Source organism: Bacteroidota bacterium (assembly GCA_016213405.1).
Classification (GTDB): Bacteria; Bacteroidota; Bacteroidia; order Palsa-948; family Palsa-948; genus Palsa-948.
This window is the reverse complement of record JACRAM010000028.1, coordinates 1-15,706: the sequence shown is the minus strand read 5'-3', so window position 1 is coordinate 15,706 and position 15,706 is coordinate 1. Positions and strand designations below refer to the sequence as shown.

At 41.4% G+C, this 15,706-nt stretch carries 11 protein-coding genes; 4 read left to right on the top strand and 7 right to left on the bottom strand.

Features of this window, described 5'->3' with window-relative positions:
* Positions 1 to 13: 13 nt before the first annotated feature.
* On the bottom strand, positions 14 to 664 hold the full coding sequence (gene nth, locus HY841_03200; protein MBI4929743.1) for an endonuclease III: 651 nt from the start codon (positions 662 to 664) through the stop codon (positions 14 to 16).
* Positions 661 to 2,406, bottom strand: a complete 1,746-nt coding sequence (locus HY841_03195) for a glycosyltransferase family 39 protein (GenBank protein MBI4929742.1) — start codon at positions 2,404 to 2,406, stop codon at positions 661 to 663. The genes nth and HY841_03195 overlap by 4 nt, the downstream gene beginning before the upstream one ends.
* A gap of 45 nt (positions 2,407 to 2,451) precedes the next feature.
* On the opposite strand from HY841_03195, the gene HY841_03190 reads away from it, so the two are divergent.
* Positions 2,452 to 3,555, top strand: a complete 1,104-nt coding sequence (locus tag HY841_03190) for an acyloxyacyl hydrolase (GenBank protein ID MBI4929741.1) — start codon at positions 2,452 to 2,454, stop codon at positions 3,553 to 3,555.
* Positions 3,556 to 3,563: 8 nt separating this feature from the next.
* On the opposite strand, the gene HY841_03185 is transcribed toward HY841_03190, so the two are convergent.
* A complete protein-coding gene (locus tag HY841_03185) occupies positions 3,564 to 5,297 on the bottom strand; it encodes a glycosyltransferase family 39 protein (GenBank protein ID MBI4929740.1) in 1,734 nt (577 codons plus the stop codon).
* A 6-nt stretch (positions 5,298 to 5,303) separates the two neighbouring features.
* The gene (locus HY841_03180) at positions 5,304 to 7,451 is read right to left on the bottom strand and encodes a tetratricopeptide repeat protein (GenBank protein MBI4929739.1); all 2,148 of its coding nucleotides are present in this window, start codon (positions 7,449 to 7,451) and stop codon (positions 5,304 to 5,306) included.
* A 157-nt stretch (positions 7,452 to 7,608) separates the two neighbouring features.
* Between HY841_03180 and HY841_03175 the strand changes: the two genes are divergently transcribed.
* From HY841_03175 to HY841_03165, 3 genes are read left to right on the top strand one after another with little or no spacing between them, the layout of a single operon-like run.
* Positions 7,609 to 8,265, top strand: a complete 657-nt coding sequence (locus tag HY841_03175) for a DUF2807 domain-containing protein (protein MBI4929738.1) — start codon at positions 7,609 to 7,611, stop codon at positions 8,263 to 8,265.
* Positions 8,265 to 8,975: a hypothetical protein gene (locus tag HY841_03170; protein ID MBI4929737.1), complete on the top strand. Its 711-nt coding sequence runs from the start codon at positions 8,265 to 8,267 to the stop codon at positions 8,973 to 8,975. Before HY841_03175 ends, HY841_03170 begins: the two co-directional genes overlap by 1 nt.
* Before the next feature lie 13 nt (positions 8,976 to 8,988).
* Positions 8,989 to 10,311 (top strand): DUF5103 domain-containing protein, encoded by a 1,323-nt coding sequence (locus HY841_03165; GenBank protein MBI4929736.1) that lies wholly within the window; start codon positions 8,989 to 8,991, stop codon positions 10,309 to 10,311.
* Positions 10,312 to 10,346: 35 nt separating this feature from the next.
* On the opposite strand, the gene HY841_03160 is transcribed toward HY841_03165, so the two are convergent.
* The 3 genes from HY841_03160 to HY841_03150 form a co-directional block, all read right to left on the bottom strand.
* Entirely contained in the window at positions 10,347 to 11,756 is a 1,410-nt protein-coding gene (locus HY841_03160; GenBank protein MBI4929735.1) for a T9SS type A sorting domain-containing protein, read from the bottom strand.
* Positions 11,756 to 14,803 carry a T9SS type A sorting domain-containing protein gene (locus tag HY841_03155; GenBank protein ID MBI4929734.1) on the bottom strand — a complete coding sequence of 1,016 codons (3,048 nt, stop codon included), beginning with the start codon at positions 14,801 to 14,803 and terminating at the stop codon, positions 11,756 to 11,758. The genes HY841_03160 and HY841_03155 overlap by 1 nt, the downstream gene beginning before the upstream one ends.
* Positions 14,804 to 14,875: 72 nt before the next feature.
* Positions 14,876 to 15,538, bottom strand: coding sequence for a hypothetical protein (locus HY841_03150; GenBank protein ID MBI4929733.1), 663 nt, complete (start codon positions 15,536 to 15,538; stop codon positions 14,876 to 14,878).
* Positions 15,539 to 15,706 lie beyond the last annotated feature (168 nt).

Here is a 15,706-nt window from a genome sequence, read left to right as displayed (position 1 = left end):
TAAGGTATAAGGGTCAGTTGTTGAAAGATTTTTTGTTCCCATAAAATTTGCAAAACTCTTTTATTCCGCACTCAGCGCACTTAGGATTTCTTGCCACACACACATACCTTCCGTGCAGAATCAGCCAGTGATGCGCTATGGCAACTTTATTCTCTGGAATGTATTTCACCAATTGCATTTCGGTTTGAAAAGGATTTTTTGCGTTCACCGTTAATCCTATTCTTGCAGAAACCCTGAACACATGCGTATCAACTGCCATGGTGGGTTTGTGGTAAACAACAGAAGCGACAACATTAGCGGTTTTTCTTCCCACACCGGGAAGTCTCACTAATTCATTTACATCAGAAGGAACCACACCGCCAAAATCTTTCACCAGCAGTTTAGCCATGCCTACCAGATGCCTTGATTTGTTGTTGGGATAAGAAATACTTTTGATAAAAGGAAAAACCTTTTCAGGAGATGATTTAGAAAGAGATTGAACAGTAGGGAATTTTTTAAACAGCGCGGGCGTGGTCATGTTCACGCGCTTATCGGTGCACTGGGCAGAAAGAATGGTAGAAACAATAAGCTCATAAGGATTGGTGTATTCCAACTCAGTTGCAGCAGCAGGCATGTGTGTGCTGAAGTAATCAATTATATTTTCAAAGCGTTGTTTGCGAATCATTGTGTGATTTTCTCCTTCCTCTTAAACACCCAAACAGAGTTCTTGTTCTTTGGCTGGCGCTGCGCATCTGCGTTCCAGTAATAACTGCTGGGTCCCTGGTCGGGAATATCCACTAACCCGACAATGTTATAATTCTCTGTTGCGTATTTATTATACCATTCAAATATTTTCATGGGTGAATTTGGTTTGCTCAACCATGAGAACGGAACATTGCAAAACACAAGGAACAGGGGTTTTGCTTTTTCAATTTCAGCGATCATTTCTTCCTGCATCTTTAAATTGTACTCGTGAATCTCCATCAAGCCATAGGTATAAATATGTCCGGTGGCTGATTTCCGGTTCGCGTAAAAAGGAATCTGCGGCTCAGAACCCAGCACGGCAATCTTATCTGTATCGGAAGAATTGGCTTTTATATAGTTTGCAATCTCTACCGATTCAACAAACGGGTTTGTTCCATAAATGGCTTTGCAAAGCGCCACAGGGTCTTCATCTGCGTAAAAGAATTTTGATTTTGTAACGATGTTGTTGTACAGGAATGCAAAAACAATCAGCGGAAATAAAATACCAATCAGTTTGATCTTTATTTTTTCAGCAGTCCATCTTCCTGCATAATCAAGAGCGATGGAAGCCAGCAGCGCAGCGGCAGGAAGCGCAACAATAAAATAATGCTGGCGGAAATAAAATCCGGGAGTGGTTGCCAATGCCGCAAACACGGCAAATGCGATTGCCAGTATTTTTTGTTTCATGGAGAAAGCAGGAAGCAAAACGACAACACATCCTGCAATTGCCAGTATCCATATCCATTTGAACTCAGTCCAGATAGGCGCAAAGGTCATGTCGAGCAGATCTTTTCCCTGCGACCAGGGAAGACCGGAAGCATACTTGCTTGCATATTGAACTGTCCAGAACCAGAACTTATCAAAAGTACCCGATGCAAGCATGATAAGCACCACCAGCAGATAAGGAACAAACACTCCAAGAGAAAAAAGGACAGCCCCCCTAACCCCCCGAAGGGTGGATTTAAAAAAAGATTTTAGTCCTCCTGCATTAATAACTTCAAAAGAAACAAAAACAATTCCACCGAACAGTATAAAATATACTGCCTGCTGTTTCATAAGAAACGCAAAGCCAAGTGAAATACCAAAAAGAAAAATCCGAATGTTCCTGCTGGACTGCTGTTTTCCCCCTTCGGGGGAATTAAAGGGGGCTAAGAACAAACTCAGCGCAACATAAAACACAGCAAAGTGTGTGGCGTGCGCTGCAAAACCCAAAACGTTAAATGTTATAGCCATCAATCCATAGAATCCAGCTGTGATGAGTCCGGTCATAGGATTAAAAAACCGTTTGAATGCGCTGAACAAAAGAAGCATGGTTCCTGCATTCATGATTAAAAGCCCGATGTGAATGCCTTTAAATGATTCTCCGAAAACTGCCATGATGAGGGCATACATGTAATAAATGCCCGGAAGTTTCATGTTGTATGCTTCGCTATAGGGAGGAATGCCTTTCAAAATCAAATGCCCGAAATAAGCGTACTCGCCTTCATCCCGTTCCAGAGGCATTCCGGCTAATCTCCAGCGGATACTTGAAACAAGCAATACAAGAACGGCAAGAAGCAGAAAATAAAAATTGTTACTCGCAATGAATTGTGAAAATGCCGAAGTAGTTTCTGTTCTTTTCTTTGCGGAAGAAGGCGATGGAAGAACGGACGAATGTTTCTTTTTCTTTATATCCTTTTTCATTCGTGCAAACATAGAGATATTTTTAGTTTTGCATAAATCCCTCAAGTGAAAAGAATCATTACCATATTCTTTATTTTAATTTCTTATGCTTTATTCTGCCAGGATACACTTCCCGGGAAAAAACTTTATGTCAATCTGAACGCGCACTATGGCTTCATCATTCCGCATCACCGCAATATGGAATATCTCATCAAGAGCCACGTTCCGGCAGGAGAATTGAACTTTATTCTGCAAACAAACGGAGCAAAGCGATGGGAACAGGTTTATAAAAATCCGGAAAAGGGTTTAGGTCTTTATTTTGCCGATCTGGGAAATGCCGAACAACTCGGACAGGCAATTGGAATTTTTCCATTTGTAAATTTTCCGCTCAATCCCGATAGAAAGTTCAAGCTTTATATTCGGGCAAGCGATGGAATCGGCCTCATTACAAAGCCCTATAACCGCATTGACAATCACAAAAATAATATCAACGGTTCGCTTCTCAATGCTTTTATCAATCTTAAGTTGAATTCTGTTTTTTATCCTGCAAAAAACATGAGAATGGAAACGGGTATCGGGCTTTCTCACCTGTCGAATGGAGCGTGGACGATGCCGAATCTGGGAATAAACATTGCCACGGTGAATGTGGGAATCAGTTTTAAGAAATCAGAAAACAAAAATCAGCAATCAGCGATAATACAAGCTGTGAAACCTGATACCCTGAAGCAGAAATATTTTTTTACAATCATTGCCGCGGCAGGACAGAATGAAGCAAGTGCGCCCGATGGAAAAAAATATGCGGCTTATTCTGTCTATGCAACTGAATGGAAAACTGTTTCAGAAAAATCGCGCTTCTGCATGGGAGCAGATGCCTTTTACGAAATGAAAAACCTTGCCACAGCGGAACGCGATACTCTTTTTGATACAAGCAATAAACTTAATAACCTGCAGTTGGGTTTACGCTTTGGCTACGAACTTGTGGTTGGAAAGTTTTCTCTCCCGCTTGAAATGGGAGCGTATGTTTTTTCAAAGACAACTGTAAAGGGACCTCTTTACCACCGGATCGGAATCCGCTATCAGGCAACCCAACACTTCATCATCAATTACACGCTGAAAACTCACTGGGCAACTGCTGAAAATGTTGAGTTCGGAATTGGATATAAGTTTTGAGGATTTTATTACCGGCTCGTTAAACGGGTTACTTTCATCTTTTTTATTTCTCCCTCCAGTTCGCATGGGGAATAAATGGATAATCTGAATATGCTTTGCCTGAAATATTCAGGCACCTTCACATAAAATCCGTATTCGTTATCCTTACCCGGACTACTTATTGCATTTTGCAGTCTTACCTTATCGTGCTTGATTGAATCGCCCGTCTGAAGTTCTGAATTTATAAAACATCCCCACGTGCCTTTGCGGATAGTAATAGTCGCTTCAATTTTAATCCAGTCTTCGTGATTATTATTTTTCGTTTCGGCAGTTGAGATTTTTGTTTCGAATAAAGAGGAAGACGCATAGGGTTCGAGAGCAATGTTGCTTATACTGTCTGCATTCGCTAAAATGATTTTCTGGTAATTGCTTTCATCAGTAAGCATTTCATCCGTATCAAGCAAACTCATATCAAAAGGCGAAGGATGCATATTCAAATAAATGCCTGAATAATATTTCCGGTTCATGTCATTGTAATGAAGAAGGGTGCTGTTATATTGCACAATCTGAAACAGGTTGACAAAAATCAAATAACATCCAACTGCATAAAAGGCATATTTCCACCTTGAAAAATTAATTTTCTGAATAAACGTACCCAGCGCGAGTGCAAATACCGGATAGCTTTCAACTAAAGCGCGGCAGGAATAGCTGGCTCCATACCGCCAATCGTGCCATGCAGTTATTACCCATATATTCAATAAACAAAAAGTGATTACAGATTTACGGAAAGGAAATTTTTTCATAAAAAATAATCCCGCTACAAATAAAACCGTTACAGGCGTGTAAATAAACCAACCTTTTTCCCAGCCGAATAAAACCCTGAAATGCGGAGACAGAAAATCCCACTTGCTTCCCACATCATAAATGAATGAGCCGGATGTGATCTTCCAGTATATCATTTGAGGAAGCACACCTATAAACCCGCATAATGCTGCATAAACGATATGGCTCTTATTTGCCTTCACTGAATCCCATTTTTGCTTTGATGATTCTTTAGTCTGCAAACCCCACAATAGCGGAATGAACAGGATAATTAATTCAGTAGGACGGGAGATGGTGGCTAACCCGATTATGAATCCGGTTATACAAGCCCAGCGAACTGCAGGTTTTTCATGCCACTTCATGGCAGCATAAAGTACCAGCACATACATGGAAAAAATATAACTGTGGCTCATGGCTCCATCTATTGAAACGTATTGAACAAAATTGCTTGCAAGCAACAAGAGCAATAATGTTACAGCGGTGGTTGCGTCATCAAAATAATTCAGCAGTATTTTTCTGAGAAGGAAAATTCCTAACACGCAATAAATAATTGCACTGAAAGCAATGGCGTATTGATAGGGAGGAGAAAATCCGTCACGGGCATATCCTGCAATGCCTGCAACTGCATGAGCCGTTAAAAAAAACGGAGCTTGAAGAATGGCAACGCCACTCAGATAATTAAAAACATAATTTCCGTTCTTTGATTTTCCTGCCTGATACAACTGTCCGCCCGATACAGAATAGGCGCTGTCAATTTTCGAAAACCATTTTAATTCAGAAGCATCGTGGTAAATAAATGCCGATGGCAGATAAAAATAATATCCTAAGGCATCCCATGTTGTTACAACGAATGGTTCCTTAGAATCAAGTTTCATGTATGAAATTCTGTAGGTCAGCAATACAAGAACCGCCAGCCAGCAAGCAATCAGGGAACGTTTCATTGGATTTTATTTATCAAATATTTTTTCAAGCTCAGCACTCAGCTTAATTCCTCTCTGTGCAAACTGCTCTTTTGTGATTCCTCTTTTCTTCAGCACATTCACATACACAAGCGCATTATCATCTCTGCCGTTGCGGGCATAAAAGTTAGCTAGGTTGAAATACCCGTCAGCATAATCAGGGTTGGAAGAAACTAATTTCTTCAAAACAATTTCAGCTTCAGAATTCTTTCCCTGCTGGGCAAGGCAGATAGCAAGGTTATTATATGCATCGGTGTAGGTAGAATCTATATGAACAGCTTTTCTCCAAACATTTTCCGCATCGGGCAATCGCTTGGAAGAATAATAAATGAGTCCGAGATTGAACAGAACGACTTTGTTCAACGAGTCAGTAGAAAGTTCTTTCAGGAAAACTTTTTCAGCTTCCTGAAGCTTGCCTTGTTGCATTAATTGCCTTCCGAGCGAAGCAGCATCTGTTGGAATCGCTTGATTGGGAACTGTAAGATTATTTTGAGAATTTTGTGTTCCCTGTTGCGCGTTCTGAAGCATGGAAACAATTTTTTCAAACTCCTGCTTCCTTCCCGTTTTTTTATAAAGAAGCGCTAACTGCTGATACGTGCTGGCGGCAGGATGCAATTCAATCGCCTTCTTAAAATATATTTCTGCTTTTTCATTTTCATTTCTTTCAGCGCAAATCACTCCCATATTGTGCCACGCCTGACTGTTGGCAGGGTTCGATTTTGTTTCTGCCAGATATTCCTTCTCTGCCAAATCCTTTTTGCCCCATGTGTCATAAATCACGCCAAGGTTGTTATGCAAATCATTTTCATTAGGATTTAATCCCAATGACTTTTTGTACTCCTCAGCGGCATTTTCTAAAAAAGATTTTTCTTTATGCCCGGTTTTGTCATCCATATCCTGAAAATAAATTCCCATGTTTCGGTGAGCAAGAGAGGAATTGGGTGCAGTGGCAATTGCATTATCAAGAAATAATTTGGTATCGCTGAAGGTTTTCTCGTGCCTGAACGTGAGCATGAAAAAGAAAAGCAAAATAGCCGGAGCAGAGATTCTACAGATTGTCTTTTCAGAAGAGAAGTTTTTAATCCAGTCAACCTGTGTGGCAAGAAGTAAAAACCCAACCATCGGCAAATACATACGGTGCTCATAAAACTGATGAACGCGGAATTCACTGGTTCGGATAAATGTAGGCAAAAGAAAAATCACGAACCAGATAACAGAAAACAAAATCCAGTTTGATTTTCTTTCTTTTGAAATAAAGACTACTCCGATGATAATTGCCAATGCAATGATTCCGAAAATAAAAGTATTGTCTTTCATCACAGGCATTACAGAAAGATTGAAGGGCAAAAGAATCTTTCCGATATACAGAATAAAGCCCGTGAGGTTTTCTGCAACGGACGAAATCATTGAACTTACTCCTTTGCCTTGCTGGCTCTGCAAAGCAGCATCGCGCATCATAAACCATACGGCAGATACAACCAGCCAGCCGGCAAGAAAAACTTTCTTATTGTATGAAACTAATTTTTCTTTTTCAATGAAATGAAGATAAAAGAGACAGACCACAATTATTCCTATGGAAATCTCCTTTGTATAAAGAGCCAAAGCAAAAAACAAAATGTGCAATACAAAATGTTTTCTCTTCCGGGATTTAATGAAATTTAAAAAGAAAAGAAAAGCGCTGACAGAAAAAACCGTTGTCAGAATATCCACCACTCCCGGCACCCAAACAACCGCCTGCGTAAGCACGGGGTGAACCAAAAATATCAGAGAAAGAAAAAGAGAAACTTCTTCTGAATTATTAAATCGCCTGAGTAAAAGAAAAACAAAATACACTGCAAGAAAATGAAGAAGCAAAGCCGAAAGATGATAGACGAAAAGATTGGTTCCGCCAAATTGGGCGTTGAGCATGAACCAGACCGTTTCCACAGGGCGGTAAAAAACATCTGAGCCGGTAATGAAAACTGTTTTTCTGAACGCATCGGCAAGATTTGAAATGTCTGAAATATAATTCTGGTTATCCTGAATGAGAGAATTGTCGTCAAAGTTGGTGTAATCAAATGAAAGCGAACGGGCGTAGAGGAGAAAACCAATTCCCACAATAAGGATAAGCGGATGCGGGAGTTTTATTTTTTTCATCTTTACCTGTCAAATGTAGTGAGAAATAAGAATTGTGGATTTATGTGAATGTTTTTACCTTCGCCTCCTTCTTATGATGAAAGCATATTTCAGAATCATTTTCTGTTTTATTTTCTTATTATTGTTCTTTTCCTGCAAGAAAGAAAACAGGTGGGATATGCTTAAGCGCACCGGTGAAAAAACTTCTGTGATACGCGAACTGCCTCCTTTTACAAAAATTTATCTTAAAGACAATGTGAACGTATTTATAACGCAGGGAAATTTACAGGAAGTAAAAGTGGAAGGCGGGGAAAATTTAATTCCGCTGGTAAAAACGGAAGTTATAAACGGTGAACTTCATATTGATAATGACAACAAATGCAATTGGTCCCGCAGCTATAAAAAAGGAACTCTTACTGTCTATGTAACCATTCCTTCGCTGCGATATATTTCACATCACGGCAGCGGAAAGATAAGCAGCAATGGAATTATTTCATGCGACACGCTTGATATTCTTACCAACGAATCCGGTGATGTTGAACTTTGGCTGAACGCCCATGTTGTTTTCAATCATCTGGGCACTACTTCAGATGTAACTCTTCACGGAACATCTTCTTTGATGGGGATTTATCATACCGGAGAAGGATATTTGCACTGCGAAGATCTGGAAACCGACTTCACCTGGTCTTATTCAAAAGCATCGGGCAATGAATACCTCAACGCGAAACAATCTCTTGCCCTAACGATTGACTGGGAAGGTGATGTTTATTATTCAGGAAACCCTGCTGCCAGCGTGAAAGGAACAGGAAACGGAAAATTAATCCGGCTGAACTGATGCTCAGAAGTCTGATATATTTTGCTAAGCTCGCACTGTACTGGCTTGTTTTTTTTACGCTGTACAGAATTATTTTCCTTATCAGTTATCCGAGCAAAATCCCTGACGGAAAATTTTCTGAGGCATTAATGGTTTTTGTTTATTCTTTTCGGATGGATGCAGCCACCATTGCCTACTTGATTGCCATCCCGCTAATCCTGTGGGCAATTCAGCAGTTTGTGAAAAAAAATTTTATAAACCGCACCAATCATTTTTACAACATCGCTCTTATTTCAGCCATTACGATAGTATGCATTTCAAACATCGCCATGTACGGAGAATGGAACGCGCTGATCAACTATAACACCTTCCATTATCTTCTCTCTCCTGCAAAAATATTTCCTTACCTCAATACATTTGAACTTATTGCAACAGGACTTGGCGTAATGGCGGGTATTGCTGCTTTTGTTCTGCTTTTCCGCGTAATGATACTGATGGTGATACCCTACTCCACCGGTAAAATGATGTATAAGCTGATCATCCCTCCCATTATTTTCCCCATCGTGTTTTTCACCATGAGAGGAGGAACTCAACAAATGCCCATCAACGAAACGTCCGCCTGCTTTTCTGAAACAAAATTCTTAGACCATGTGAGCGTTAACCCCGTATGGCATCTTGGACACATGGCGTTTCTGGGAGTGGAAGAAATAGAAAAAGAACCCCTGCCCTAAAGGGAGAAAAAAAATGAAAGCAAAAAATATTTGGTTAATAGTTTTGTATTTACATCTGCCATTTGCCATTTTACATTTTACATGTTTTGCACAGGATACTTCTCAATATTACAATTCGGATTTCATTCGCTACGATAATTTCGTTTACAAGAAAAACATACGCACCGTTCAGTTGCAGAAAGATGACTGGGAGTTCACAGCGCCTGTCATCAAACTCGGCTCCACCGATAAACTCAGACTTTCGTTTGACGATTTGGATGCAGAATCAAAAAACTACCACTTCACCATCATTCATTGTGATGCGAGCTGGAATCCGAGCGACCGCCTTTTGCAGACAGAATACATCAGCGGTTTTTTTGACGACAACATCAACGATTACCAGTATTCCAGAAACACTATTCAGAAATACGTGCATTACGAATTACTTTTCCCTACAGAAAATCTCAAGCCATCCAAATCAGGAAATTACCTTCTGAAAGTTTTTAAGGATTACGACCAGAACGATCTTATTATCACAAGAAGATTCATGGTGCTGGATGAGCGCGTGAACATCATTCCTGACATTCATCACGCCACTATTGTGAATGATTACAACTATAAACAGGAAATTGATTTCTCCATTCAGACTCCCGGCTATCAAATCGCCAGTCCGTATCAGGATTTAAAAGTGGTGCTGATGCAGAACGACCGATGGGACAATGCCATCACCAAACTAAAGCCGCTCTTTGTAAAAGACAATGAACTTACGTATGATTATGATAACGACAATGTTTTTCCGGGAGGAAACGAGTTCAGGAACTTTGACATCAAAAGCTTACGGTGGAATTCTGAGTATGTAAAATATATTGCCAGCGATTCGCTGAACTATCATGTGTATCTTTTTCCGGGCAAGCGCAGAAACTTTTTTCAATACCTATCGGATAAGGACATTGACGGAAAATATAAAATCACGCGGCAGGAAAGTTCTCCCTCCGCCAGCGAAACCGAAGCCGAGTATGTGTATGTGCATTTTACGCTGCCGATGGATAAACCTGTTGAAGAGGGAAGCATTTATGTTTTTGGCGGGCTCACTGACTGGAAATATTCCAACGAATACAAAATGCATTACAATAAAATTTTATCTCAGTACGAAGCAACGCTTTACGTGAAGCAGGGTTATTACAACTACGAATACGTTTATCTGAAAGACAACGAAAAATCAGGCGATGAAGCTTTTATTGAAGGCACGCATTACGAAACCGAAAATGATTATGTGATTTATGTTTACCATAAACCCATCAGCAGCAATTACGACCAGTTGATTGGCATGAAAAGGTTTAACTCGTGGAGGTATTGATTTACCCCGTTGGATAACTTTGTATCCTACGGGGTTTACCTCGCCACCACCACCTTCTTGCTCACTATGCCTTGCGCTGTTTCAATCTTTACAAAATAAATTCCTTCGGGCGCTTCGCTTAAGTCAATGTGCGGATGTGCGGATGTGCTGATATGCTGATGAATACATTCTCCAAATACATTATAAACTTCTATGCTGTTCATCTGCACACCCGCCTGCGGAACGGGCAGGTTGGCTAATTTACTCATCTGCACATTAAACAGCCCGCTCGTGGGATTTGGATAAACCTGTATTTCTCCTGCCTCCTCCTGCCACTGCTGCTCCTCCACCCCCACCACCGAGCATAAACTTGTTATCTGAACAGGCGTGTGCTGCTCGGTCATATTTCCTATACCTAATTGCCCATAACTGTTTTGCCCGCATGCCCAAACCGTGCCATCGTTTTTAACAAAAAGAGAAAAAGCATTTCCTCCTGTGGCAGCAATGATATTTGCAAGCCCGCTTGCCTGCACAGGAGTGGTTACATCAGTTGTATTTCCATTTCCAAGCTGCCCATAGCTGTTCGCACCGCTTCCCCAAACGGTGCCATCATTTTTTACAAAAAGAGAATAACCACCAGTTCCTGCGCCTATTGCGATAACACCTGTAATCAGCGATTGCACCGGCACGGGACTGCTATTAATATTTCCATCTCCATATGTGCCATTGTTAGATCCGGAAGCCCACACCGTGCCGTCACTTTTTAGAAAAAGGGAATGATAATATCCCGTTGTAATTGCGATAATACCAGTAAGCCCACTTACCTGCACTGGTGTGGTTCTGGTTATACCTGTTCCATCCCCAATCTGCCATTGGGTATTATTTCCACAAGCCCATACAGTACCATCACTTTTCAGGAAAATAGAATGGTCACCTCCCGCTGCAATAGCGATAATACCAGTAAGCCCGCTCACCTGCACAGGGGTTGATTTATCTACGGTTGTTCCATCACCTAATACCCCCGAAGCATTAAACCCGCAAGCCCAAACCGTGCTGTCACTTTTTAAAAAAAGAGAATGATTCTCTTTGTTAGCTATGGCAGTTATACCTGTAAGCCCACTTACCTGTACGGGAGAATTTCGTTGAGTATTTGTGCCATCTCCTAACTGGCCATAATTATTATATCCGCAAGCCCAGACAGTGCCATCATTCTTTAAAAATAAAGAGTGATTTTTACCCCCACTAACAGCCATAATATTAGCAGTAAATCCGCTAACCTGCACAGGAGATAATTTGTTTGCGGTAGTTCCATCCCCTAACTGCCCAGTGAGATTAAGCCCAGCACTTTTTGCACTACCTATGTTGCAAGTAAAAAGTGAATGAAATCTCCCTGAAGAAACCACCTGTGAAAAAACAGATGAACAAAGAAAAATACCACAAACTATGCTATATAGATTTTTTTTCATCAACGAGCAATTACGAGTTTACCTGTTTTATAATTTTCACCGTTTATTTTTATTTTATAGAAATAAATCCCTTTATTAATTTCAGTAAAAGAAATTGTTTTTGAGTCACTATCATGAAATAGTTGAACGGGGAGGATTTTATTCCCAATCATATCATAGAACTCCACTGATGCGCTTTCCTTTTCGCCAATCTGCACTATAATATTTATAAAATCAGCAGCAGGGTTAGGGAATATTTCTATTTTATTTTCAATCGCATTTGAAACGGATGTTGTTGTATCCCAATGCCCCATTCTGCAGGCGGCAAAAGTCACTGCCAGGTCATCCCAATTTAAACAACCGGTGCTTGGGTCTGTTACTGTAACAGTCATTGTTACATTATATGTACCATAGGGTCCCGGATTATAATAACTCAAAAAAGGGTCAGGATCTGTAGCCCCCGGGTTCAGATAATTCAGTGCAGTCGGGTCAGAGGCAGTCCATAAATAAGTATTGCTGCCCACCTGTGCCGAACCAATTTGAACGGGCTGAGCGCCCTGACAAGTTGCAGGGTCTTCCACCTGAACATCTGATCCTGCGTTTGCTGTGGGTGGAGAAGCAGAATTATAGGTAACTGTTACGGTTAATGTAGTTGAAAACAAACATCCGTCTGAAACGGTAACGCTGTAGGTTGTTGTCGTTGTAGGCGAAACGGTAATGCAGGAAGTAGTTGCGCCTGTATTCCATGAATAAGAAGAACCACCGCTTGCGCAAAGTGTGGAACTCTGACCTGAGCAGATGGTGGAAGGCGATGCGCTCACCGCAGGGCTTGCGCTCGTGCAATTAGCATTGCATTGAGCCAATGTGAAAGGGCTGAATGTGCTTACTGCTGTGCAGGTAGTAACCGTTCCATTGGTGGTATTTCCTGTAGTATTGCTGCTGCCGTGATTATCCCACTGCGAAGTTCCGCTGTTCCATCTTGCCACCTGCATATTCTGTATAGGGGAAGAAATCAGGCATGAGTTAGCGTTCCATTCAAGCGTTACATATACATTACATGAACCCACTTCTCTATCTACAATCCAGTATTCACAGTTGCTTAAATTTGTAATGGAGGCATCTAAAGTGCTTCCGTATCCCTGATTGGAATTAAAATACTGCGCAGAAAATTCTGCATTTGTACTGCATGGCGCGCTGATAGAAACAGGATGATAGTTGCTTGTGCCTTTTCCCATTGGAAATGTAAATATATCATTTCCTACTTTGCGCACATAGCCATCAACAAATGAAGATGCTGAACCACTGCCAACGGTTATTATTGCATTGTCAATCAATTTTACATAATTGGTAGTGCTGGAAGAAATGTTGCCGCTGGTAAGTGTCAAATAATTATTGATAACTATGGGCGCACTCAGATTGACTTGATTGGAAGATTTATTTATAACCACCTTCTCAAAAGTTTCCGCACCGGAAGGGAGTTTTGTTAAAGTTTGCGCTCCACTGCCATTAAAAGTAACTTCCGCACCTCTTGTATTATATGCTCCGTTATCATCCCAATTACGCCCAATATAAATGGCTCTTGGAGTGGTTGAGTTTTGCTCAAGCGTTGCGCCTGAGTAAACTGTTAAATCATGGTCAACATCAAACGCGCCTGTGAGGGTGCGGGTGCCTGAAAAAACATACACATCGTAAAAACTCATGATGGTGGGAGTTGCATTTTCTCCATCGGTATTGTATGAGCCGGTAAATGCAACAACTGAAGTGCCCGGGTTAACCGTGCCTGCGGTATATGTCCAACCCCTGTCAACAGAAATAATGCTTAAAAGAATGAGCGTGTTGCCGTTTTTGTCAATCACAACATTGGGCAAACGCCCTGTGCCTGCAATCCCTGAGCCGGTAAACGCTTGATTGGCGTTGCCTTTTATGGTAAGCACGTTGGAGCCGCCTCCCCCGCTTCCTCCTGTATTGGTTACGGTAACATCTCCATAGGCATCTATATTGCCGCCTGATAACACAATGGCGTGGTCTCCGCTCAAAGTGAATGTTCCGTTCACCGTTAAAGTAGTTCCGGCACTCAGTGTGAGTGTTCTGGTAATGGTGGAAGTGTTAGAAACAATGACGTGGTTGAGCGTCATGCTTCCGGTTACGGTATGAGAAGCGCGCTGAAGATTAAAATACAAAGTAGCTCCGTAGGTTGCAGCATCCACAGTTCCGGCAGTATTGGTCCACACTCCGCAGGTAGTGACGGTATTATTTAAATAAAGCGTCCCCGATGCTTTATTGACATTGACCGGTGGCAGGGCGCATTTTGGTCCCGTGCTTTGCCCGGTCATAATCTGATTGCCGGTTCCAATGATATTAATAATCGTTGAACTTCCGCTTCCGGCTGAGAGGGTGTTCAGTAAATCAATATCTCCTTTCACATCAATGGTTCCTCCAAAAAGCTGCCAGATGTTTGATCCGGATATTGTCAGCTTGCTGTCAACCGTAAGCGTTGTGCCCGCAGCAAGGGTGAAATTGCCGGAACAAGAGCATTGGTTGTTAAAAGTTAAATTATTAAATGTGGTGGAACCGGTGATAGTAAGCTGATATTTAAAAAGCGCCAATCCGCTATTATGCGTAAAAGTGCCGCTTGAAAAAGTATAGTTGTTTCCGAATGTTATTGTTCCGCTTGTGCTTATAAAATTTGTGCCCGAAAGTGTGAACGTTCCGTTAAAAGTAATGGCGCTGTTGCCTCCTGAAAAAGTTCCGCCTGAAAATACAGCGTTGCCGGTTCCAACCGTAATTGTATAGCCGGCTCCCTGCGTAATAGTTCCCGAGTAGCCCGACTGCACATTAATGCCTGCCACATTTACGTTTGCATCAGTGCTGCAATTAGCCGTTCCTCCACCATCGAAAATGGCTGCATCCGTTGAACCTGGGACTCCTGAACTGCCTCCTCCACCAGAAATAGTTGACCAGTTTGATGCAGTGTTCCAACTGCTGGTAGCTCCCACCCAATACCTGTTAGTGGAAAAAAGATTTGCTGTGATGCAAACTGCTGCGAGAAGTGAAAATATTTTTTTCATGATAAGTATTTTTTATTTGTTGATGGTTTTTTTCTTTTCCTCCCCCAATGGGGGAGGTCAGGAGGGGGCTTATTACTGAGGTGTGAGTGTATAAACTGTATTTGCATCAGGAACCCTGATGATGTATTTTAAATCTCCTGCACCTGCTGTTTCCGCATTGGCTTGAGATGGATTTCCGGTGAGCAAATAGCCGTTGTTGGTTTTGTCCATTGAGGGATTTATTAATCCGACAATCGGCATGATGAGTGAATCCTGCAGAGTTGATAACGTGGTGCTGCCTGTATGAAACTCCACTTTGTTTCCGCTTTGGCTGAGCCATACCTGAAAGTTGAACAGGTCGGGGCTGTTCATTCCGAAACCGCAGTTTTTATATTCTATTTTCAAGATGCCGCTTTCTGTCTTATATAATAAGGAAGACCACGCGCCTGTGCTATCCTTCACAGGCATTATTCCCTTGAAGGTGGCAATGGCTCTTTTGTTGTCATTGCCAAAAAGCAAAAGCCCGTTGGAAGTGAGGGTGAGCGTATCAAAACTTTTGCCTGCAAAATTAAATGCAAAGCCGATAGGAATTTTATACCCGCTGCCGCTCCATGTATTACTGTTTGCAGCAGTGGTTGCTCCCGTGAGGGATTGGTAACTGCCCGCGCTTTGCGTAAAACTGTAATTAAAAGTTTGGGCGCATAGGCATACTGCAATACACAGCATGCTCACACATAAAAAAAGTTTTCGTTTCATTGTTGTTATTGTTTTGGTTATTATTTTTTATCCGGTGCAAATACAATTGATTCAAAGCACTTTAAAAAATAGATGAACATTCTCGAACATTTAAGTCCCAAGAACCAAGAACCAAGTCCAAAGCCCCAAAAGTTTTTTCTTGGTTCTTGGTACTTGGAATTTGAGATT

What these genes read in the sequence shown, in the direction of transcription:
- HY841_03195 (MBI4929742.1), bottom strand. Translation starts at nt 2,406, where the DNA reads ATGAAAAAGGATATAAAGAAAAAGAAACATTCGTCCGTTCTTCCATCG.
- HY841_03180 (MBI4929739.1), bottom strand. Translation starts at nt 7,451, where the DNA reads ATGAAAAAAATAAAACTCCCGCATCCGCTTATCCTTATTGTGGGAATT.
- HY841_03150 (MBI4929733.1), bottom strand. Translation starts at nt 15,538, where the DNA reads ATGAAACGAAAACTTTTTTTATGTGTGAGCATGCTGTGTATTGCAGTA.
- HY841_03155 (MBI4929734.1), bottom strand. Translation starts at nt 14,803, where the DNA reads ATGAAAAAAATATTTTCACTTCTCGCAGCAGTTTGCATCACAGCAAAT.
- HY841_03160 (MBI4929735.1), bottom strand. Translation starts at nt 11,756, where the DNA reads ATGAAAAAAAATCTATATAGCATAGTTTGTGGTATTTTTCTTTGTTCA.
- HY841_03175 (MBI4929738.1), top strand. Translation starts at nt 7,609, where the DNA reads ATGCTTAAGCGCACCGGTGAAAAAACTTCTGTGATACGCGAACTGCCT.
- HY841_03165 (MBI4929736.1), top strand. Translation starts at nt 8,989, where the DNA reads ATGAAAGCAAAAAATATTTGGTTAATAGTTTTGTATTTACATCTGCCA.
- nth (MBI4929743.1), bottom strand. Translation starts at nt 664, where the DNA reads ATGATTCGCAAACAACGCTTTGAAAATATAATTGATTACTTCAGCACA.
- HY841_03185 (MBI4929740.1), bottom strand. Translation starts at nt 5,297, where the DNA reads ATGAAACGTTCCCTGATTGCTTGCTGGCTGGCGGTTCTTGTATTGCTG.
- HY841_03170 (MBI4929737.1), top strand. Translation starts at nt 8,265, where the DNA reads ATGCTCAGAAGTCTGATATATTTTGCTAAGCTCGCACTGTACTGGCTT.